15 protein-coding genes are annotated in these 19,175 nt (G+C 73.6%); 8 read left to right on the top strand and 7 right to left on the bottom strand.

Annotation, left to right across the window (positions count from 1 at the left end; all coding sequences use genetic code 11):
• The first annotated feature begins 200 nt into the window (after positions 1-200).
• The 4 genes from ACNAW0_RS24535 to ACNAW0_RS24550 all read left to right on the top strand — a co-directional run bounded on the left by ACNAW0_RS24535 (position 201) and on the right by ACNAW0_RS24550 (position 4,906).
• Positions 201-2,141, top strand: coding sequence for an ArnT family glycosyltransferase (locus tag ACNAW0_RS24535; RefSeq protein ID WP_416290345.1), 1,941 nt, complete (start codon positions 201-203; stop codon positions 2,139-2,141).
• A gap of 116 nt (positions 2,142-2,257) precedes the next feature.
• Positions 2,258-2,947: a DUF4191 domain-containing protein gene (locus ACNAW0_RS24540; protein WP_416290346.1), complete on the top strand. Its 690-nt coding sequence runs from the start codon at positions 2,258-2,260 to the stop codon at positions 2,945-2,947.
• Positions 2,948-3,047: 100 nt separating this feature from the next.
• On the top strand, positions 3,048-3,608 hold the full coding sequence (locus ACNAW0_RS24545) for a SigE family RNA polymerase sigma factor (protein WP_416290347.1): 561 nt from the start codon (positions 3,048-3,050) through the stop codon (positions 3,606-3,608).
• Complete coding sequence (locus ACNAW0_RS24550; protein ID WP_416290348.1) at positions 3,605-4,906, top strand: hypothetical protein; 1,302 nt, start codon at positions 3,605-3,607, stop codon at positions 4,904-4,906. Before ACNAW0_RS24545 ends, ACNAW0_RS24550 begins: the two co-directional genes overlap by 4 nt.
• A gap of 56 nt (positions 4,907-4,962) precedes the next feature.
• On the opposite strand, the gene ACNAW0_RS24555 is transcribed toward ACNAW0_RS24550, so the two are convergent.
• Positions 4,963-5,379: an RDD family protein gene (locus ACNAW0_RS24555; protein ID WP_416290349.1), complete on the bottom strand. Its 417-nt coding sequence runs from the start codon at positions 5,377-5,379 to the stop codon at positions 4,963-4,965.
• Between the two features lie 298 nt (positions 5,380-5,677).
• On the opposite strand from ACNAW0_RS24555, the gene glnA reads away from it, so the two are divergent.
• On the top strand, positions 5,678-7,102 hold the full coding sequence (glnA, locus tag ACNAW0_RS24560) for a type I glutamate--ammonia ligase (protein ID WP_416290350.1): 1,425 nt from the start codon (positions 5,678-5,680) through the stop codon (positions 7,100-7,102).
• Positions 7,103-7,650: 548 nt separating this feature from the next.
• On the opposite strand, the gene ACNAW0_RS24565 is transcribed toward glnA, so the two are convergent.
• The gene (locus ACNAW0_RS24565) at positions 7,651-8,787 is read right to left on the bottom strand and encodes an RNA-guided endonuclease InsQ/TnpB family protein (protein ID WP_416290351.1); all 1,137 of its coding nucleotides are present in this window, start codon (positions 8,785-8,787) and stop codon (positions 7,651-7,653) included.
• Positions 8,788-8,810: 23 nt separating this feature from the next.
• Between ACNAW0_RS24565 and tnpA the strand changes: the two genes are divergently transcribed.
• The 3 genes from tnpA (at position 8,811) to ACNAW0_RS24580 (ending at position 10,723) form a co-directional block, all read left to right on the top strand.
• Entirely contained in the window at positions 8,811-9,242 is a 432-nt protein-coding gene (tnpA, locus tag ACNAW0_RS24570; protein ID WP_416290352.1) for an IS200/IS605 family transposase, read from the top strand.
• Between the two features lie 150 nt (positions 9,243-9,392).
• Entirely contained in the window at positions 9,393-9,752 is a 360-nt protein-coding gene (locus tag ACNAW0_RS24575; protein ID WP_416290353.1) for a PadR family transcriptional regulator, read from the top strand.
• Entirely contained in the window at positions 9,749-10,723 is a 975-nt protein-coding gene (locus ACNAW0_RS24580; protein ID WP_416290354.1) for a hypothetical protein, read from the top strand. The genes ACNAW0_RS24575 and ACNAW0_RS24580 overlap by 4 nt, the downstream gene beginning before the upstream one ends.
• A gap of 8 nt (positions 10,724-10,731) precedes the next feature.
• Here the strand turns inward: ACNAW0_RS24580 and mptB (ACNAW0_RS24585) are convergent, their stop codons facing one another.
• From mptB (ACNAW0_RS24585) to ACNAW0_RS24605, 5 genes are all read right to left on the bottom strand, one after another.
• Entirely contained in the window at positions 10,732-12,264 is a 1,533-nt protein-coding gene (gene mptB, locus ACNAW0_RS24585; protein ID WP_416290355.1) for a polyprenol phosphomannose-dependent alpha 1,6 mannosyltransferase MptB, read from the bottom strand.
• Between the two features lie 13 nt (positions 12,265-12,277).
• Positions 12,278-13,681 (bottom strand): polyprenol phosphomannose-dependent alpha 1,6 mannosyltransferase MptB, encoded by a 1,404-nt coding sequence (gene mptB / locus ACNAW0_RS24590; protein ID WP_416290356.1) that lies wholly within the window; start codon positions 13,679-13,681, stop codon positions 12,278-12,280.
• A gap of 62 nt (positions 13,682-13,743) precedes the next feature.
• Positions 13,744-15,261 carry a hypothetical protein gene (locus ACNAW0_RS24595; RefSeq protein ID WP_416290375.1) on the bottom strand — a complete coding sequence of 506 codons (1,518 nt, stop codon included), beginning with the start codon at positions 15,259-15,261 and terminating at the stop codon, positions 13,744-13,746.
• Between the two features lie 121 nt (positions 15,262-15,382).
• Entirely contained in the window at positions 15,383-18,400 is a 3,018-nt protein-coding gene (locus ACNAW0_RS24600; RefSeq protein ID WP_416290357.1) for a bifunctional [glutamine synthetase] adenylyltransferase/[glutamine synthetase]-adenylyl-L-tyrosine phosphorylase, read from the bottom strand.
• A complete protein-coding gene (locus ACNAW0_RS24605; protein ID WP_416290359.1) occupies positions 18,400-19,167 on the bottom strand; it encodes a type 1 glutamine amidotransferase in 768 nt (255 codons plus the stop codon). The genes ACNAW0_RS24600 and ACNAW0_RS24605 overlap by 1 nt, the downstream gene beginning before the upstream one ends.
• Positions 19,168-19,175 lie beyond the last annotated feature (8 nt).

Here is a 19,175-nt window from a genome sequence, read left to right on the forward strand (position 1 = left end):
GACCGGGACGCCGGACCGGGACGCCGGGCCGGGACGCCGGGCCGGGACGCCGGGCCGGGACGCCGGGCCGGGACAGGCCGCAGCACGCCGAACCGGGACGTCGGGTCGTGGCGCCGGGCCGCATGACGTGATTCGCGCCGCGCCACGGCGATACCCGACCAGCGTCGTTACACCCTCTGTCAGGGCCCGTTAGACCCTTCGTGAGGGTATGTGCCGGTTGGGGCGGGTTCGCGGCGTACCGGCCGGGGCGGCGGGTACTGCCAACGGTGCTGACCACGCTCGCCATGCTGGCCGGCGTCGGGTACCGGCTGTGGCTGCTGCGGCACGACGTGCCGCCGACCAACAGCGACGAGGCCACCATGGGGCTGGCCGCGCTGCACATCGCGCAGGGGCGGCACCTGCCGATCTGGTTCTACGGCCAGGCGTACATGGGGACACTGGAGGCGTACCTGGCCGCCCCGCTGTTCGCCGTGACCGGGCCGTCGCTGCTCGCACTGCGGCTGCCCACCCTCGGGCTGTACGCGCTGTTCCTCGCCCTGTCCTGGCGGCTCACCCGCCGGCTCGGCGGAGGTCCCTGGTTCGCCCTGCTGGTCGTCGGCTTCCTCGCGCTCGGCGCGGACCGGGTCGTGAAGAACCAACTCATCGCCGGGGGCGGCTACCCCGAGCTGAACCCGGCCGGGGTGGCGCTCGCCCTGCTCACCGTGGGGCTGTGCGCCGGCGGGCCGGGAGCGCGGCTGCCCCGCTGGGCGGCCTGGGGGCTGATCGCCGGCCTGATGGTCTGGGTCGACCCGCTGCTGCTGCCGTACCTCCTCGGGACCGGCGCGGTGCTGGTGGCCCGGCGGCGGCGGGAGCTGGCCGGCCGGGCGGGCGTGGTGGTGACGGGCGCCCTGCTGCTCGGCGCGGCGCCGTTGCTGCTGGACAGCCTCCGGCACGGCCGCACCCCGCTCGCCGCGGTCCTGGCCGCCGGCCACGGGAACGCGGCGGCCAGCTGGGGCGACCAGCTGTACGGCGGCCTGGTGCTCGGGCCGCCGCTGGGCATGGGCTTCTGCTCGCCGAGCCACTGCGCCGCCTGGCAGCTCTGGTGGGCCCTCGCGTTCCCGGTCCTGCTGCTCCTCGCCGCGCTGTCCGCCTGGCGCACCCTCCGCGCGCCGGCACCGCCCACGCCCGCCGCGGATCTTGGAGACCTGCCGTTCGGACGGAACGGTAACTCTCCAAGATCCGGGCAGCGCCCGGACGAGGACGACCGGCGGGTGTCGGCGACGGTGCGGTTGGCGCTGCTGGCCGGGGCGGCGGCGGTGCTGGCGGCGTACGCGGTGAGCGACGCGGCCGGGCAGACACCGGTGGACAGCGCCCGCTACCTGTCCTGCCTGTCGGTGGCCACGCCCGCCCTGCTCTGGCCGCTGTGGCACGCCGCGCGGCGGGCCTTCCCGCCAGCTCCGCTCCAGGGCAGGCGGTTGGTGACGGCGGCGCGCAGCGCCGCGCCGGCCGGCAGGGCCGGCGAGGTAGTGGTGTCCGGGTCCGTCGCACACCGCCAGCTCGCCGACGTGGAGTTGATCAGCACCGAGCGAGCGGCCGCACCGAGGTCGGCCGGCTACCCGGCAGAGCAGGCGGGGGGTGGCCGGCCCACCGACCACGGGCGTCCCGCTCGGGCAAACGGTGTCCGTGCCGTCGGCGGCAGGCCGGCCGTCAGCGGTAGGCCGGCCGTCAGCGGCGCTCGGCTGGTCGGCGTGGCGGCGGTCGCCGTACTCGCCGCCACGCTCGGCACGGCCGCGGTGGCGACCGTCGCCGCCGCCCGCACCGCGCCGGCCACCCAGGCCGAGGCCGAGCGGCACCGGGCGCTCGTCGACACTCTCGGCGGGCTGGGCGTACGGCACGTGCACGGCGGCTACTGGACCTGCAACCGGCTCACCTTCGCCACCGGCGAGGACGTGGTCTGCGCGGTGGTCGACGACAAGCTGCGCCCCGGCCTCGACCGGCTGCCGGCGTACCGGCGGGCGGTGACGGCCGATCCCGGCGCGGCCTGGGTGGCACCGGCCGGCTCGCCGCTGGCCGCCCGGCTGGACCACCGGCTCGGCCCCGGCTCGGGCGGCCTCGACGTGGTCACCGTCGCCGGCTGGCGGATCTACCTCCCCCGCCCCTGAGCGCCGGGGCCGTCGGGAGGACGCCGGGGGCCGGCGCCGGCGCAGGGTGTTCAGCCGCGCGCCGGAGGGCCGGCCGCGGATCAACGCGACGCGGAGCGACCATTAGACTCTGGGGCATGGCAAATCCCCAGGAGAAGGTCTCGTTCGGCCAGCGGCTGAAGCAGATCGGGATGGTGTTCCGGTTCACCGCCAAGCAGGACCGGTGGTTCGCGCCGCTGGCCGCGGCCGCGGTGCTGATCCCGCTCGCGCTCACCGTGGTCGCGGTCATTCTCGTGGGTTGGATCTGGCTGCCGATCGGCATCCTGTTCGCCCTGCTCGCCCTGCTGATCGTGCTCAACCTGCGGTCCAACAAGGCGATGATGAACGCCGCCGAGGGGCAGCCCGGCGCGGCGGCGCAGATCATGGAGAGCATGCGCGGCGACTGGCGGGTCACCCCGGCCGTCAGCTCCACCACCCAGATGGACATGGTGCACCTGGTGATCGGCCGCCCCGGCGTGATCCTGCTGGCCGAGGGGAACCCGCAGCGCGTGCGCGGCCTGCTCGGCCAGGAGAAGCGCCGGCTGGCCAAGGTGATCGGCTCCGCTCCGCTGCACGACTACGTGATCGGCCAGGGCGAGGACGAACTGTCGATCCGCAAGCTGCGGATGACCCTGATGCGGCTGCCCCGCGCCCTCTCCCCCAAGGACGTCAACGCCCTCGACAAGCGGATGAAGGCGCTCACCGCCCGCCCGCAGATGCCCAAGGGCGCGATCCCGAAGAACATGCGCCCCCCGCGGGGCGCCTTCCGCCAGACCCGGGGCCGCTGACCCCCGTCGTACGCGTGCAGGAGCCGGGCTCGTCTTCGACGGGCCCGGCTTTCTCGTGTCCCGGTAAACCTCGCACCACCGGCCGTCGTCTGTACCCGCGATGAAAGACGACGATGCCCCGGCACCGACGGACTCGTTCGACGAGTTCGTCCGTAGCCGTTCGGCCGCCCTGCTGCGCTCGGCGTACCTGCTGACCACGGACCGGCATGCCGCGGAGGACCTGCTCCAGGAAGTCCTGGAACGGCTGTACGCGAAGTGGTGGCGAGCCCGCGCGGCGCCGGACACCTACGCCAGAAAGATCCTTGTGAACCGCGCCATCGACCGTTGGCGGCTGCGGGGCCGACGGCCAGAGGCGACGCTGACCGACGCGGCCAGCCCGCTGGCCGCCGACCACGCCGATGACGTGGCCACTCGGCAGGTGGTGCTCAGGGCGCTGCGTGCCCTGCCGCCCCGGCAGCGTGCGGCCGTCGTGCTGCGCTACCTCGACGACCTCTCCGAAGCCGAGACCGCCCAGATCATGGGCTGCTCGATCGGCGCGGTGAAGAGCCACACGGCGCGGGGCCTCACCCGGTTGCGGGAACTGGCCGACCTCGGGCCCGTCGAACGCGACGCGCTGCCCGCCGGCGCCCGCACCTCTCCCATGATCCGGAGGATTCGATGACGTACGACCTGGACACCGACCCGGTACGACGGGCCTTGACGGTGACCGCGGACGAGGTACACCCACCGGCCGATCTGGTGGACCGGGCCCGGCGGGGTGGCCGGCGCCGGGTCCGCCGGCACCGCGCCCTGACGGGTGCGCTCGCCGTACTGCTGCTGGCCGGCCTGGCCGGAGCCGTCCAGCTGGGCCGTGCTCCCTCGCCGGCCCAGGTGGCCGACGTTCCGGAACTCCTGCTCGATCAGCCGACCCGGGGCGACCTGGCCCACGACCGCGCCTACCTCGACCGGGTGGTCGCCACCTACCAACGGACCCGCGACGACACCTTGGGACTGCTGCGCGCGCCCGTCGGGCAACCGCGCGTGACGTGGGCGGGAACCACCCCGGCCGGCCCGGCCGCCGCCGTGGTGCAGCGGATGCAGGATGACGGTGGCAAGTTGTCCGTGTTCATCCGGTTCATCGGTACGGACGGCGCCGGCAGGCCGGAGCCGGTCGGCGCGGACGTCTTGACGACCGATTTTGGCAGCTGGGCGTTCCTGGCCGGTCCGGACCGGTCCGTGCTCGTGGTGCTGGACGTCGGCGACGACGTGGAGTGGTCCAGCGAGCGGACCTATCTCGCCGACCGGGTCACCCGCACCGACTGGAAACCGGTGACGTTCTCCGACGGGGCCGGCGTGGTCAAGGTGCCACCGCAACGCGACCGGTACAGCGTGGCGATCCGCGACGGTTCGGGGACATACCTGAAGATCGGAAACCTGACCGACCCCAGGGTGATACCGAACGATCCCGGCCTCGGCTGGCGTACCCCAGCGGGGGGCGGTTGGCCGGCAGACAGACCGGCCCTCTTCCCGGTCGCCCCGCACGGTGCCGGGCTGGACCTGGAGGAAACCGTGCCGATGCTCCTCGGCAAGGGCAACAACGACGGGGACATGATCCCGACCACGGGATTTGACTGGAGGGCGTACGGCCGCACCGGGCGGGGCGAGTTGTTCGTCGCCGCCGACGTACGCTTCGGCGGCGACCCCACCCGCACGGTCGTCTACATCGAGCCGCTGGACTCGACCCACCCGCGGTTCGGACCGGTCATCTCGGTGTACAGCGACGAGGTGGACCCGAAGGCGCCGCTGCCGGTGGCGGTACGACTGCCGGACGAGCGGGGCTGGCTGGTGGCCCGCAAGGACGCCACGCTGAGCTACCTGGACGAGCATGGCCGATGGCGGCCCGCAGGCCGGCACGCCGCACTGGTCCCCGCCACCACCACCCGGGTACGGGTGGACGACACCGAGGTCCCGCTCGGCTGACCGACGTCCGCCGGCATCCGTCCCGCCCGGGGAGGGCGGATGCCGCGCCGGGCGGGTCAGGAGCCGGCGCGGGCGGGACGGGGGGCGTCGGCGATGACCGCGCCGGTGAGTCGGTCGTGCAGGCCGCGACGGTGCCCGTCCATGAGCAGGGCGGGTACGACGAGAGCCAGCAGCACGCCGCGGAGCAGGGCCCGGACCAGTCCGATCCGGCCGCCGTCCGACCAGGCCAGGCAGCGGATCTTCGTGACGTACATGCCTGGGGTCTGGGCGAAGAGGCCGAGGAAGAAGGCGTACTCCAGGATCAGCACCAGGACCGGGGCCCAGGGGTGTTGGGCCGGACCACCGAAGAAGTTGGAGATCAGGAGGCAGAGCACCCAGTCGATGATCAGCGCGCCGAAGCGGCGGCCGAGGCTGGGGGGCGTGAAGGTGGGATCCGTGGCGGGCGGCACCGGCACGGTGGCGGTAGTGGTCACAGCGGTCAAGGGTAGTCGCGGCCGCGCCGGGGCCGTTGACACCGTGGTGGGCAGGGGTGCCGGTCACTGCCCGGGTACGCCGGTTCGGCACCCGTCGAGGAATCGGACGAAAGCCTCAGCCAGCGCCACCCGTCACCGGAAGTACCGCCGGAGGGGCGGTTGGCGGTGGCTTGAGCGGGGTAGATGACGCTCCGGGCGGGACGTAACACGGCGGAAACAGAGGAGATACGGCCGGGCAACCCCACCGCAATACCGTCGCCAGGAGTCAGCCACCGGAGTGAGCCTGCCAGGAGGACACGTGTTCGCCAATCCCGAGGAACTCCTGCGATACCTCAAGAACGAGGACGTGAAGTTCGTCGACGTACGTTTCTGTGACCTGCCCGGCGTGATGCAGCACTTCAACCTGCCGGCCGAGTCCTTCGACGACAGCGTCTTCACCGACGGCCTCGCGTTCGACGGTTCGTCGATCCGCGGCTTCCAGGCGATCCACGAATCGGACATGCTCCTGCTCCCGGACGTCGCGACCGCCTTCATCGACCCGTTCCGCGCGGAGAAGACCCTCGCGCTCAACTTCTTCATCCACGACCCGTTCACCCGGGAGGCCTACTCCCGTGACCCGCGGAACGTGGCGAAGAAGGCCGAGGCGTACCTGACCGCGAGCGGCATCGCCGACACCGCGTACTTCGGCGCGGAGGCGGAGTTCTACATCTTCGACTCCATCCGCCACGAGACGTCCGCGCACCGGTCGTTCTACTACATCGACTCGATCGAGGGCGCCTGGAACACCGGCCGCGAGGAGGAGGGCGGCAACCGCGGCTACAAGACCGCGTACAAGGGTGGTTACTTCCCGGTGCCGCCGGTCGACCACTTCGCCGACCTGCGCGACAAGATCGTCCGCCGGCTGATGGACCAGGGCTTCACCGTGGAGCGCTCGCACCACGAGGTCGGCACCGCCGGCCAGTCGGAGATCAACTACCGGTTCTCCACCCTGCTGCACGCCGCCGACCAGATGCAGCTCTTCAAGTACATCGTGAAGAACGAGGTCTGGGCCGACGGCCGAACCGCGACCTTCATGCCCAAGCCGCTCTTCGGCGACAACGGCTCCGGTATGCACACCCACCAGAGCCTCTGGCTGGGCGGCGAGCCGCTGTTCTACGACGAGACCGGGTACGCCGGCCTGTCCGACACCGCCCGCTGGTACATCGGCGGCCTGCTGCACCACGCGCCGTCGCTGCTGGCCTTCACCAACCCGACGGTCAACTCGTTCCGTCGCCTGGTGCCGGGCTTCGAGGCGCCGGTCAACCTGGTCTACTCGCAGCGCAACCGCTCCGCCTGCACCCGTATCCCGGTCACCGGCAGCAACGCCAAGGCCAAGCGGGTCGAGTTCCGGGTGCCGGACCCGTCCAGCAACCCGTACCTCGCCTTCTCGGCGATGCTGATGGCCGGCCTGGACGGCATCAAGAACAAGATCGAGCCGCCGGCGCCGATCGACAAGGACCTGTACGACCTGCCGCCGGAGGAGTGGGGCGACGTCAAGCAGGTCCCGGGCTCGCTGCCGGAGGTGCTCGACGCGCTCGAGGCCGACCACGACTACCTGCTCGACGGCGGCGTGTTCACGCCGGACCTGATCTCCACCTGGGTGGGCTGGAAGCGGACCAACGAGGTCGACCCGGTGCGCCTGCGCCCGACCCCGCACGAGTTCGCCATGTACTTCGACTGCTAGCCGTGATCAAGCCGCTGACCTGCAACAACGCTAGGCAAACACCTCCCTAGTCCGCAGGGAGTCCGCACGGGCCACCAGGACCGCGTCAACCGCGGCCCTGGTGGCTTCGTCGGTGTCGGGAACAGGTGGCCGTACGAGGCTCACACCGGCCTGTAGGCCCAGCCGTGGGGCGATGGCGGCGACGGTGGGTGCGATGTGGGCGGCGTGGAAGCGGCGGCGTACGAACCGCCGCCGGTTCGCGGCGACCAGGGCGAGGGGGGCGTTTCATCGTCTGCGGGTCAGACGGCGACCTGTGCCGCAGCCGCGTTGACCTTCCGCACCTGCCCGGGCAGCGTGAACAGGTCCATCCACAGGCCGATGGCCAGCCAGCCGAGCGTCAGCGGCATCGACACGCCCCTGGCTGTCTTGCCGACGGACGGGGTGTTTGCCCACGGCAGACGGATGAATAAACGGCAGTCAACGCGCGCCAACGTGTGGGAAGAAATTCGCCATGTACTTCGACTGGTCAACTACCCGCCCGTGAACGGGCGGCTTGCGGGTCACCGTCCTCACTGGTTGTGAGGTAGGGCCGCGTGCGGGCGATTGACTGCGCCCCAGTCCTGCACACCGCGTTGGGCGATGTTCAGGGCCGCATTGTGGTCGGCGTGGGCAACGACCCCGCACGACCGACAGTGGAAGGTTTCCTGGTCCGGCCGATTCCGCTTGTCCCGGTGACCGCAGCCATGACAGGTCTGGGAGGTGTACCGAGGGTCGACCTGGACCAGCGGTACGCCTGCCCGACGTGCCTTGTAGGTCAGGATGTCACCGAGTTGGTGGAACGACCACGACGACAGCGTGACCCGTTGGGGCTTCCTCAGCCGGACCCGGTCGCGGATGCCGGTCAGCTTCTCGACGGCGATTCCGCGGCCGGTGCGTGCAGCCTCGGTCACGATGCGGTTGGCGATGGTGTGGTTGACGTTCGCGGCGTGCCGCGATTCCTTCTTCCGGCGTCGGGCCAACAGTCGCCGCGCGGACTTGGTGTTCTTGGCTTGCAGGCGTCGCCGCAACCGCTGCTGCCGACGCCGGTAGCCGTCGGAGTCGTAGGCGATGTTGGCGATGCCCATGTCCACACCGAGGAACCCGTCCGGGTCGTAGACGTCAGGCTCGGGCACCTCCACGGTGGCGTACAGGAACCACATGCCATCCCGGTGCACCAGGTCGGACTCGCCGATCGGCCGCTCGGCGACGGCCTTGAGTTGGTCGACCGAACCGGTGTAGGCAACTGCTTTGAGCCACCCGTCGATCGTCCAGATCGACACGGTGCGGCCGTCGGTCTGCCACGACAGCATCCGTGCGTCGTACGGCTGCGCCGCGTCCCACCGGAAGCTGACCGGGTTGGTTTCGGCTTTGCGTCGACGCCTACTGCCGGGCTTGCCGAGGTTACCAGCCGTGATGTTTGCCTTCAGCGTGGTGTAGGCGTCGGCGACCTTCTTGATGACGTGCTGCGCGGCCTGCGCGCCGAGCCGGTAGTCGGCCTTGATGCCATGGTAGGCGTGCCGCCGCAAGTCGTAGTTGCGGTAGCAGCCGAGGTCACGGGCCATTCGCGCCACGTCCGACGCTGCCGCGTTGCAGGCACGCAGCGTGGCATCCAGCGCCGCCGCCTGCTGCGGCGTTGGCAGCAACTTCACCTGCGCGACCAACTTCACCCGCGCATCATATCATTTGGCCTATGTCACCACGATGGACACCGGACCCCAATATCAGACGCGGCAGAAGCGTCGTCCACAACCTCAACGCACACTTGGTCTTCACCACCAGATATCGGCGCGGGGCACTCACCGACCCGATCCTCACCCACTGCCAGCAGATCATGGCCGATGTGTGCGCCGACTTCGGCGCGCAGCTTCGCGAGTTCAACGGCCAGGACGACCACGTCCACCTTCTGGTCCACTACCCGCCGAGTGTCGCCCTGTCGAAATTGGTCAACTCACTCAAAGGCGTATCAGCCCGATACCTGCGGCGGGAGTTCGCAGGACACCTGTCTCACTACCTATGCGGCACACACCTTTGGACGCCGTCATACTTCGCCGGATCGTGCGATGGCGCACCGCTGGCTGCGGTCCGAGAATACATCGAAAACCAGAAGCGTCCCGACCCGTGACGGCGTTCCTCCCGGCTCTGAACGGCCGGGGTTCCCGCCTTATTTACCGCTGAGTCTCGACAAACGGCCGGGCCGGCTCCGCGACAGCGGGGCCGGCCCGGCCGCATGTAACGGGCCCCGTAATACCTTCGCGTCCGATATATTGGATGGGTGCACACTCCCCTACGCGAACCCACCTATCTGATCCTCACCGCGCTGGCCGCGGAGCCGCTGCACGGCTACGGCATCATCGGCGAGGTCAGCGCCCTCTCCGACGGGCGCGTGGCCCTGCGTCCCGGCACGCTCTACGGCGCCCTGGACCGGCTGGTCGACGCCGGCCTGGTCGAGGTCGACCGGGAAGAGGTGGTGGACGGCCGGCTCCGCCGCTACTACCGCCTCTCCCCCACGGGCGACGCCACCCTCACCGCCGAGACCGAGCGGATGCGGCGCAACGTCGAGGCGGCCACCACCCGGCTGCGCCGTCGCGCCGCGAGCCGCGCCACCGCACACCTGGCGGGAGGGCTGGCATGACCGACCTGGAGCGTCGCTACCTGCGCCTGCTGCGCGCCTACCCCGCCGACTACCGCCGCCTGCGCGGGGCCGAGATCGTCGGGACGTACCTCGCCCTGGCCGGACCGGACCGGCGCTGGCCCTCGCCTGCGGACACCGCCGACCTAGTCCGGGGCGGCCTGCGCCAGCGGCTGCGGGCCTCCGGGGCCGCCGGCCTGGTTCCCGGCGTACGCCTCGCCGCCGTCCTCGCCTTCCTCACGGCAAGCGCCCTGGCGGCGGCCTGGACCGTGCTGGAACTACGCCCACCGGCACCCGAGTTCGGTCTACCGACGGCCGGCCCGTTCGACACCATCGCAATGGTGGCCTGGGTCGCCTGGCTGGCCGCCGCGGTGGGGCACACCCTCGCCCCATGGCGCTACGCGCGCCCCGTTCTCTGGCTCGCCGTGCTGCTCACCGCCCTGGTGCTGCCGGTCTCCGCGCTGACCGGCCTGCCCCGGCCACCGCTGCTCGTCCTGGCACCGCAGCTCGCATTGGGCGTGGTCGCGCTCGGGATGCCGGAGCGGCCGCCGCTCGCGGCCCGGATCGCCCTGCTCCCGGGAGGTGCCCTGGCCGGAGCCCTGGCTGCCCGTTGGCTCGCGGACGACCACCTTTTCGCCGACTACCGCAGCTTCGGGGCCATCGCCACCTCACTCGCCGCCGGCACGGTACTGCTGATCGCCATCCTGGTGCTGGCTGTCGACCTGACACGCCGGGGCGACTTTCGCGGCGGCTGGGCGCTCCTCTTCCTGACCACGCCCCTCGGGCTGCTGTCGCTGAGGGAGCTGACGGAAGGCGCTGCCGGCCGGAACCCGGACTGGGCCACGCTGAGCGCCACCACCCTGACCGTGAGCGTGGCCGGGCCGGCTCTCCTGATGCTCGCCGTGGCCGTCTCTACCCGGATGACGCAACTGCGCTCGGCACCGCCCTGCCCCAACTGCGGGTCTCCCCGCTGAGCGGCCGGTCACCCCGCTCTGGCCGACGGGGGCGGAGCGGGGTGACCACGACGCTCGCGGGCATGTCGGGCCAGGCCCGTCCGGACCGCCCGGACCATCACCGCCACGACCAGCGCGGTCATCAGGATCGCGCCCGGCGCCTTGGTGAACCGGGCCAGGCTGGCGCCGTCGGGCAGGGTGAGCACCGCGGCCACCGCGCAGGGCGCCACGAACCACACGGTCCGGGCCAACGACACGGTCGCGACCGCGAGCACCGCCAGCGGCCAGATCGCGTACCAGGGGTGGAAGACCGGGGCGAGCAGCACCGTGGCGCCCAACGCCAGGCCCGCCCCGGCCAGCGCCACCCGGGGCCGGGCCGCGGCCAGCCGGACCACCCGCTGCCGGACGTTGCCCAACCCGCGCAGCGCCGTCCAGGCCCGCCACCAGAGCACCACCAGCAGCACCGCGAGCACCGCCAGCGCGACCACCCGGACCACCGGTACGGCCTGCGGCTCCCGGCCGAACAGGGCACCCACGTAGTTGATCACGAAGCCCACCGCGGTCGGCGGCGAGGTCCACTGCTGTGACTCGCCGCTGTGGGCCAGGCCGCCCACCCAGCCCAGTCCCAGTCCCGTGGCCAGCGAGGTGACCAGCAGCGCCGCCGCCACTCCCCCGGCCAGCCAACCGGCGGCGCGGAGCAGGGCCCGCACGGTGTAGCGGCCGCGCACCGCGGCGAGCGCGGCGAACGGGAGCACCACCACCGCGAACGCCTTCACCGCCACCGCCAAGCCCAGCAGCACCCCGGCCACCAGCAGGGCCCACGGGTTACCCGGCCGGCGCACCAGCACCAGCAGGCCGAACAGGAGCAGCCCGAGTCCGACCGCGTCGTTGTGCGTGCCGGCCACCAGGTGCACCCCGACGAGCGGGCAGGCCAGCGCCAGCCAGGCCGCCCGCCGGGTCGGCACCCCGACCACGCGGGCCAGCCCGGGCAGGCAGAGCGCGGCCAGCAGCACACCGGCCACCGCGGCCACCCGCAGCAGCACGATCGTCCCGGTCAGGCCGCCCCCGAGCAGCACCGCCAGACCCGCCAGCAGGACGAAGACGGGCCCGTACGGCGCCGGGGTGTCCCGCCAGATCGGCGACACCGTGTCGGTCCAGGGGCAGCCGGCGGCGGCCACCCCGACCCGGTACGGATCGACGCCGTGCACCCAGGACCAGCCCTGGCAGGCGTACGAGTAGACGTCCCGGCTACCCATCGGCGGCGCGGCCAGCAGCGGCAGCACCCAGAGCCCGGCGGTCAGGTACGCCCACCGGGTCGACGGCGGGCCCCAGCGCAGCGACCACCAGGCGCCTACCAGCAGAACCGTGCCGGCCAGCCAGCAGCCGAGGACCGCCGGGCCGTGCGGGGCCCGCCAGATGTCGAGCAGGCTGCTGTTGGCGGGGGCGCCGGGCAGGGCCCCGCCCAGCCAGCCCGCGACGGACAGCAGCACGGCACCGGTGAGGCCGGCGTAGCGGGCGATGGCGGGAGCGACGGGCCGGACCGGCCCGTCGCGGTCACTCACCGGCGCTTTCTCCTCAGTTGACGGGGGCCGGCTGGCGGTCGGCACGAATCGACCGTACCAACCGAATCGCCACCACAATCACCAACAGCGTCATCAGCGGCGCGCCGGGCATCTTGGACCATCGGGGCAGACCGATGCCATCCGGCAGGATCAGGAACGAAGCGACGACGGCGACCACGAGGTACCACTGCTCCCGCAGCGCGGCGGTCGCGGCGAGGACGGTCAGCGGCCAGATCCAGTACCAGGGGTGCACCACGGGGGAGAGCGCCACGGTCAGGGCCAGCGCCAGCCCCGCGTGGTAGAGCGGATCCCGGTCCCGGGCCCGCCACCAGAGCCAGACCAGCAGCACGGCCAGCAGCACCACGGCGATCCCCCGGGTCACCGGGAGCGCGTCGATGTGCGCGCCGAACAGCGCCGCGAGGTACCCGACGGTCTGGCCGACCGCGGTCGGCGGGGAGGTCCAGGCGACCGCCGCCCCGCCCTGCGACAGGCCGCTGACCCAGCCGAAGTCAAGGCCGCCGCCGAAGGTCACCCCGGCCACGACGGCGACGGCGCCGCCGACCACCCACCCACCGTCGCGCACCAGCGTCCGGATCCGGTACGGCCCGACCATCGCCGCCAGCGCGCCGAACGGCACCACGACGAGGGCGGTCACCTTGATCGCCACGGCCACGCCGAGCAGCGCTCCGCCGAGCAGCAGCGGGCCGGGCCGACCCGGCCGGGAGGCCACCACGGCCAGCCCGGCGACCAGCGCCCCGACCATCAGGGCGTCGTTGTGCGGGCCGCCGATCAGGTGCATGGCGACCAGCGGGCAGGCCAGGGCCAACCACACCGCCCGCTCCGCCGGTACGCCGGCCCGCCGGGCGAGCACCGGGACGGCGTAGGCGGTGAGCGCCACGCCGGCCAGGCTGAGCAGGCGGAACAGCACGATGCTGGCGGTCAGCGAACCGGTCGCCTTGACCACCGCGCCGGCGAGCACCACGAAGAGCGGGCCGTACGGCGCCGGCGTGTCCCGCCAGATGTACGAGACGGTGTCCAGCCACGGGCAGGGCAGCGCCGACACCCCCTGCTCGTACGGGCTGATCCCGGCGGTGTAGCTGGCGCCCTGGCAGGCGTACGCGTACACGTCCCGACTGCCGAACGGCGGCGCGACCAGCATCGGCAGCAGCCACAGCCCGGCGGTCACCAACGCCCAGCGGACCGACGGCACCCGGTCGCGCAGCGCCCACCATGCCCGCACCAGCAGCGCGATGCCGACCAGCCAGCTACCGATGATCAACGGTCCGTGTGGGCCCTGCCAGATGCTGACGGGGGTGGGGCGCAGGTCGACGTGCGGGAACGCGCCACCGAGGAAGGCGGCCACGGCGAGCAGCACGGAGCCCGCCAGGCCGATCCAGCGCGAGAGGTGGTGAGACACGCCGCCATGCTGCCAGCCCGGTCGGTCGGGACCGACGGTGGGCACCGGACCAGGTGATGTGTTCAGCACTGGTTCGCCGGCGCGAGACTGCTGGTGACCGCGAATTCACCCGGGGCTCCCACCCGCACCTCGGTCCACCCGTCCGGCCCTGGCCGTAGGCACCCGTCCGCCCCGTGGAGGGACAGCCAGCGCGACCACCGTACGCGGACCGGCACGTTCCCGGCCCGGTCCGTGGTGAACCGCACCCGCGCCTGGTCGGCGGCCACCAGCCGGCCCGGCGCACCGACCAGCGGCGTCGGGTCGACCACGGCGTACAACCGCCAGTCGGCGTTCCGCCACACCTCGCGCAGGTAGGGCTGGCCGGCGAGGACCAGATCGGCCTCGGGCCGCCCCCACCGGTCCGGCGGGGCATCGGGAGCGACCGCGACATACTGGACCGCCTCCCGGCGGAGCCAGTCCGCGTAGGAGTCGGCGGTCGGCTCGCCCTCGTAGAAGAGGGCGTTGCGGTCGCTGTCCACCTGCCGTTCCCACCCCCGCGCCAACGGAACCGTCGGTGGCAGGTACGCCGACTCCCAGTGGTCGCGCAACGGCACCACCTCGACCCGGCCCACCGGCTGCCGTCGGGCCAACTCGTCGGCGAGCGGGCGGTGGAAGGCGGTGGCACTCTCCGCCGAGCCCGCGCGGGTCACGTCGCTGACCATCACCGGGTTCTGCCACCAGATGGTGGCGGCGAGCAGTCCGGCCAGCCACGGGCCGGACAGCCGGGCGTACCCGGCGAGCACCGGCAGCGCGAACAGCATCGGCAGCCGCAGCGCGTTGGAACCGATCGGGCTGGGCAGGTAGAAGGCGGCGAGCAGCAACAGCACGGTCAGCGCCGAGCCGATCCGCAGCGCCCGACACCGTCGGGGCACGACGGCGAACACCAGCACGGCCAGCGCCACGTTGATCCGCATCGACTCGGGCGAGTACGGCTGGGTGCCGCCGTTGCCGAACAGCACGGCCATCGGGGCGAGCGCGAGCGCTGGCGCGAGGCAGAGGACCAGGCTCTCGGCCAGGGGGCGGTCCACCCGCCAGCCGCCGGCCAGTGACCGTCCCGGGCCGTCGCCCCGGTGCAGCGCGGCCAGCAGCAACGCGGCACCGGCCAGGCCGGTGAAGAGCCCGGCGACCGGGCTGGCCCAGGTGGCGGCCGCACCGAGCAGGGCAGCCAGGGCCAGCCGCACCGGCCGACCCGGCCGCTCGGCGCCGACCGCGCAGAGGGCGAACAGGCCGAACGCGAGCCCCACTGCGAAGGTGATCCGGCCGCTGGCCAGGTTGCCGACCAGCACCGCCGCGCCGAGCACGCCGGCGAGCACCGGCCGGCGGGCCCGGTGCCGGACGAACAGCCAGCCCAGGGCGGCAGCGCCCAGCACGGCCGCGACGACACCCAGGGGCCGCACCCCGAGCCACGCGCCCAACCGAGCGGTGAACAGGCTGTAGCCGTACTGGTTCACCCCGCCGTACCAGCCGAGGTCGATCGGCGCACCGCCGTGGCGGGTGACGAACCCGGCCCGGGCGACCTGGGCGGCCAGGTCGGTACCCATCGGCGGGGCGAGCAGGAACGCCACCGAGAGCAGCAGCGCCACCGCGGGGGCGGGCGACCAGGCGGGCACCGACCGGCGGCCCGCGGGCACGGAAGCGGCCCGGGTCGGCCGGGTGAGCACGTCAGACACCGAGAACACGCTCCATCGCGGCGCGGGAGCGGCGGCCCGTGCGCAGGTAGTCGTCGAGGAACTCGCCCGGGTCGTCCCGGCCGAGCAGGCGCACCACCCCGGCCAGCTCCACCCCGTGCCGGGGCAGCTGGTCCCCGGCCCGGCCGCGGATCAGCATCAGCGCGTTACGGACCTGCGCCGCGAGGGTCCAGCCGGCGGCCATCTCCGCCGCGTCCTCAGGCTCCACCACGCCGGCGTCCCGGGCGGCGGCAAGGGCGTCGAGGGTACGCGTGCCGCGCAGCTCGGGCAGCCGGCCGGCGTGCCGGAGCTGCAGCAGCTGCACCGCCCACTCGACGTCGGCCAGGCCGCCCCGGCCCAGCTTGGTGTGGGTGGCCGGGTCGGCGCCCCGGGGTAGCCGCTCGGTCTCCACCCGGGCCTTGATCCGGCGGATCTCCACCACCTGCTCGCGGGTCAGCCCGTCGGCCGGGTACCGCACGGGGTCGATCATCGCCTCGAACTCGGCGCCCAGGTCGGCGTCCCCGCACACGAAGCGGGCCCGCAGCAGCGCCTGTGCCTCCCACACCTTCGACCAGCGGGCGTAGTACTGGGCGTACGCGGCGAGGCTGCGCACCAGCGGGCCCTGCCGGCCCTCAGGGCGCAGGTCGGCGTCGACCCCGAGCGGCGGGTCGGGGGCCGGCGCGGAGAGCAGCCGGCGCAACTCCTCGGCGATCGCGTGGGCCGCCGCGCCGGCCGCCCTCTCGTCCGCGCCCGCCGGCGGGTTGTAGACGAAGAGCACGTCGGCGTCGGAGAGGTAGTTGGACTCGTACCCGCCGAGCCGGCCCATGCCGATCAGCGCGAAGCGCAGCCCGGGCGGCGCCGGCTGGGCGGCCCGGGCGGCCCGCAGCGCGGCGGCCAGGGTGGCATCGGCCACGTCGGAGAGGGCGGTGCCGACGGCGGTGACGTCGGCGAGGCCGAGCGCGGCCCGACCGTCCGGCTCGGCGCGGGCCGAGGTGGGGGCGAGCGACCCGGCCCGGCTCAGCACGTCGGCGCAGGCGAGGCGGACCAGTTCCCGGCGGCGCAGGGCGCGGACCGCGCGGATGGCCTCGACCGGGTCGGCGTGCCGGGCCGCCGCGGCGGTGAAGCCCTCGCCGAGCACCTCGCGACCGCGGGGGGTCAGCTCGGCGTCCTCGGCGAGCAGCCGCAGCGCCTCCGGCTCGCGGGCCAGCAGGTCGGCGGCGTACCGGGAGGAGGAGAGCACCCGGGCCAGCCGGCGGGCGACCGGGCCGGAGTCCCGCAGCAGCCGCAGATACCAGGGCGTGCTGCCGAGCTTGTCCGAGACCTGCCGGTAACTGAGCAGTCCCCGGTCCGGCTCCGGCGCGTCGGCGAACTCGCTGAGCAGCACCGGCAGCAGGGTGCGCTGGATCGCGGCCGTCCGGCTCACCCCGCCGGTGAGGGCCTGGAGGTGGCGCAGCGCCCCGGCCGGGTCGGCGAAGCCGAGGATCTCCAGCCGGTGCCGGGCCGCCTCCGGGGTGAGCCGCAGCCCCTCGGCGGGCACCCGGGCCACCGACTCCAGCAGCGGCCGGTAGAGCAGCTTCGCGTGCAGCCGGCGTACCTCGGTGGCGTGGGTGACCCACTCGGCGCGGAACTCCTCGACGGCGCTGCGGCCGGGGGTGGCCGCGTGGCCGAGCGCGGCGGCCAGCCAGCGCAGCGCGGCCGGCTCGGTCGGCACGGTGTGGGTACGGCGCAGGCCCTGGAGCTGGAGCCGGTGCTCGACGCCGCGCAGGAACCGGTAGCCGCGCAGCAGCGCCTCGCCGTCGGCCCGGCCGACGTAGCCGCCGGCGACCAGGGCGCGCAGCGCGGGGATCGTCCCCGGTGCCCGCAGCGATTCGTCGCCCCGGCCGTGCACGAGCTGCAGCAGCTGGACCGCGAACTCGATGTCGCGCAGCCCGCCCGGACCGCGCTTGATCTCGCGTTCCTGCTCCTTCGGCGGGATGTTGTCGATGATCTTCCGGCGCATCGCGCGGACGTCCTCGACCGCCTCCGGCCGTTCCGCGGCGGTCCACACCAGTGGCGCGAGCGCCTCGATCCACTCCCGCGCGAGATCCAGGTCACCCGCCGCCGGCCGGGCCTTGAGCAGCGCCTGGAACTCCCAGGTGCGGGCCCAGCGGCCGTAGTAGGCCAGGTGGCTGGCGAGGGTACGCACCAGCGGCCCCCGGCTGCCCTCGGGCCGCAGCGCGGCGTCGACCGGCCAGGCGACCAGCCCGCAGACCTGGATCAGCCGGGTGGCGACCAGGGTCGCGGCGGACAGGTCGTCGTCGGCGGCGGCGACGAAGATGACGTCGACGTCGGAGACGTAGTTCAGCTCCTCGCCGCCGCACTTGCCCATCGCCACCACGGCCAGCCGGGGCCGGGGTGTGCCCTCCGGCAGCTCGTCGACGGCGAGTTCGTACGCGGCGGCCAGGGTGGCGTCGGCGAGCCCGGAGAGCGCCGCCATGGTCTGCTCCAGCCCGCGCCCGCCGGTCAGGTCCGCCGCCGCGATCGGCAGCAGCGCCAGCCGGTACGCCTGCCGCAGCACCGAGACCGGGCCGGCGACGGGGGTCAGCCGGGCGGCGGCGGCCAGGTCCAGCCGGCCGTCGGCCGAGGGCGCGAGCCCGTCCGGATCGGTGGCCAGCACCACCCACTGGCCGGGGTTGGCCACCAGGTGGTCGCCGAGCGCCGCGGACGCACCGAGCACCGCGACCAGGCGCCGGCGCAGCCCCGGGTCGGCGGCCAGGGCGTCCAGCACCGCCGGCTGGTCCGCCGTACGGCGTTCCGCCTCGACCAGGCGGTGCAGCTGGCGCAGCGCCAGGTCCGGGTCGGCGGCCCGGGACAGGGCGGCCAGCAGCTCGCCGGCCCGCTCGTCGGTGGGCTCCTGGACGTCCGGCCGCCACAGCCCGAGCCCGGCCGGGCCGAGCAGGTCGGCGGCCCGCGCCCGGCCGTCGTCCTCGGCGAAGCCGTACCGGGCGAGGCGCCCCCTGGTCGGTCGGGTCATCAGTGCCCTAGCAGCGGCAGACTGCGACGGGGGGCGTCGTCGTCCAGCTCGCCGAGGGCGAGGGCGGCGAACCGGACCGCGAACGGCTGCCACACCTCCTCGACGTCGGCCATCACCCGGTCGCAGGCGGCCACCACCAGCTCCGGGTCGTAGCCCAGCTCGGCCAGTTGGGTCGAGTCACGGGCCCAGTCGGCGATCATCGCGGTGTCGCACTCGATGTGGAACTGCAGCCCCCAGGCCCGGTCGCCGAGGCGGAACGCCTGGTGCGGGTAGCGGGTCGAGGCGGCGAGCAGGGTAGCCCCGTGCGGCAGCTCGGTGATCTCGTCGGAGTGCCACTGGAGCACGTCCGGCATCAGCGGCACGTACCGGAAGAGCGGGTCGTTGTCGGCGGCGTCCCGCTTGCCGACCACGGTCGGCCCGATCTCGGGCCCGGATGGGCTCCGCTCGACCTGGCCGGCGTGCGCGGCCGCCAGCAGCTGTGCGCCGAGGCAGATCGCGAGGGTGGGAACCCGCTGCCGGACCGCCTTGCGCAGCAGCCCCTCCAGTGCCGGGAACCAGGGCGCGCCGGGGCTGCCGTCGGGCAGCGGGTACGCCTGCTGCTCGCCACCGAGCACCACCAGCGCGGCGTACCCGTCGAGGTCGGCGGGGAGCTGGTCACCGGCGTGCGGGCGCAGCACCCGCAGGTCGATGCCCCCCTCGGTGAGCCATTCCCCCAGTCGGCGGAGGTCGTCGGTCGGGTCGTTCTCGATCACCAGCGCGGTCGCCACGACGTCGA

It is taken from the genome of Micromonospora sp. SL1-18 (genome assembly GCF_047921505.1).
Classification (GTDB): Bacteria; Actinomycetota; Actinomycetes; order Mycobacteriales; family Micromonosporaceae; genus Micromonospora.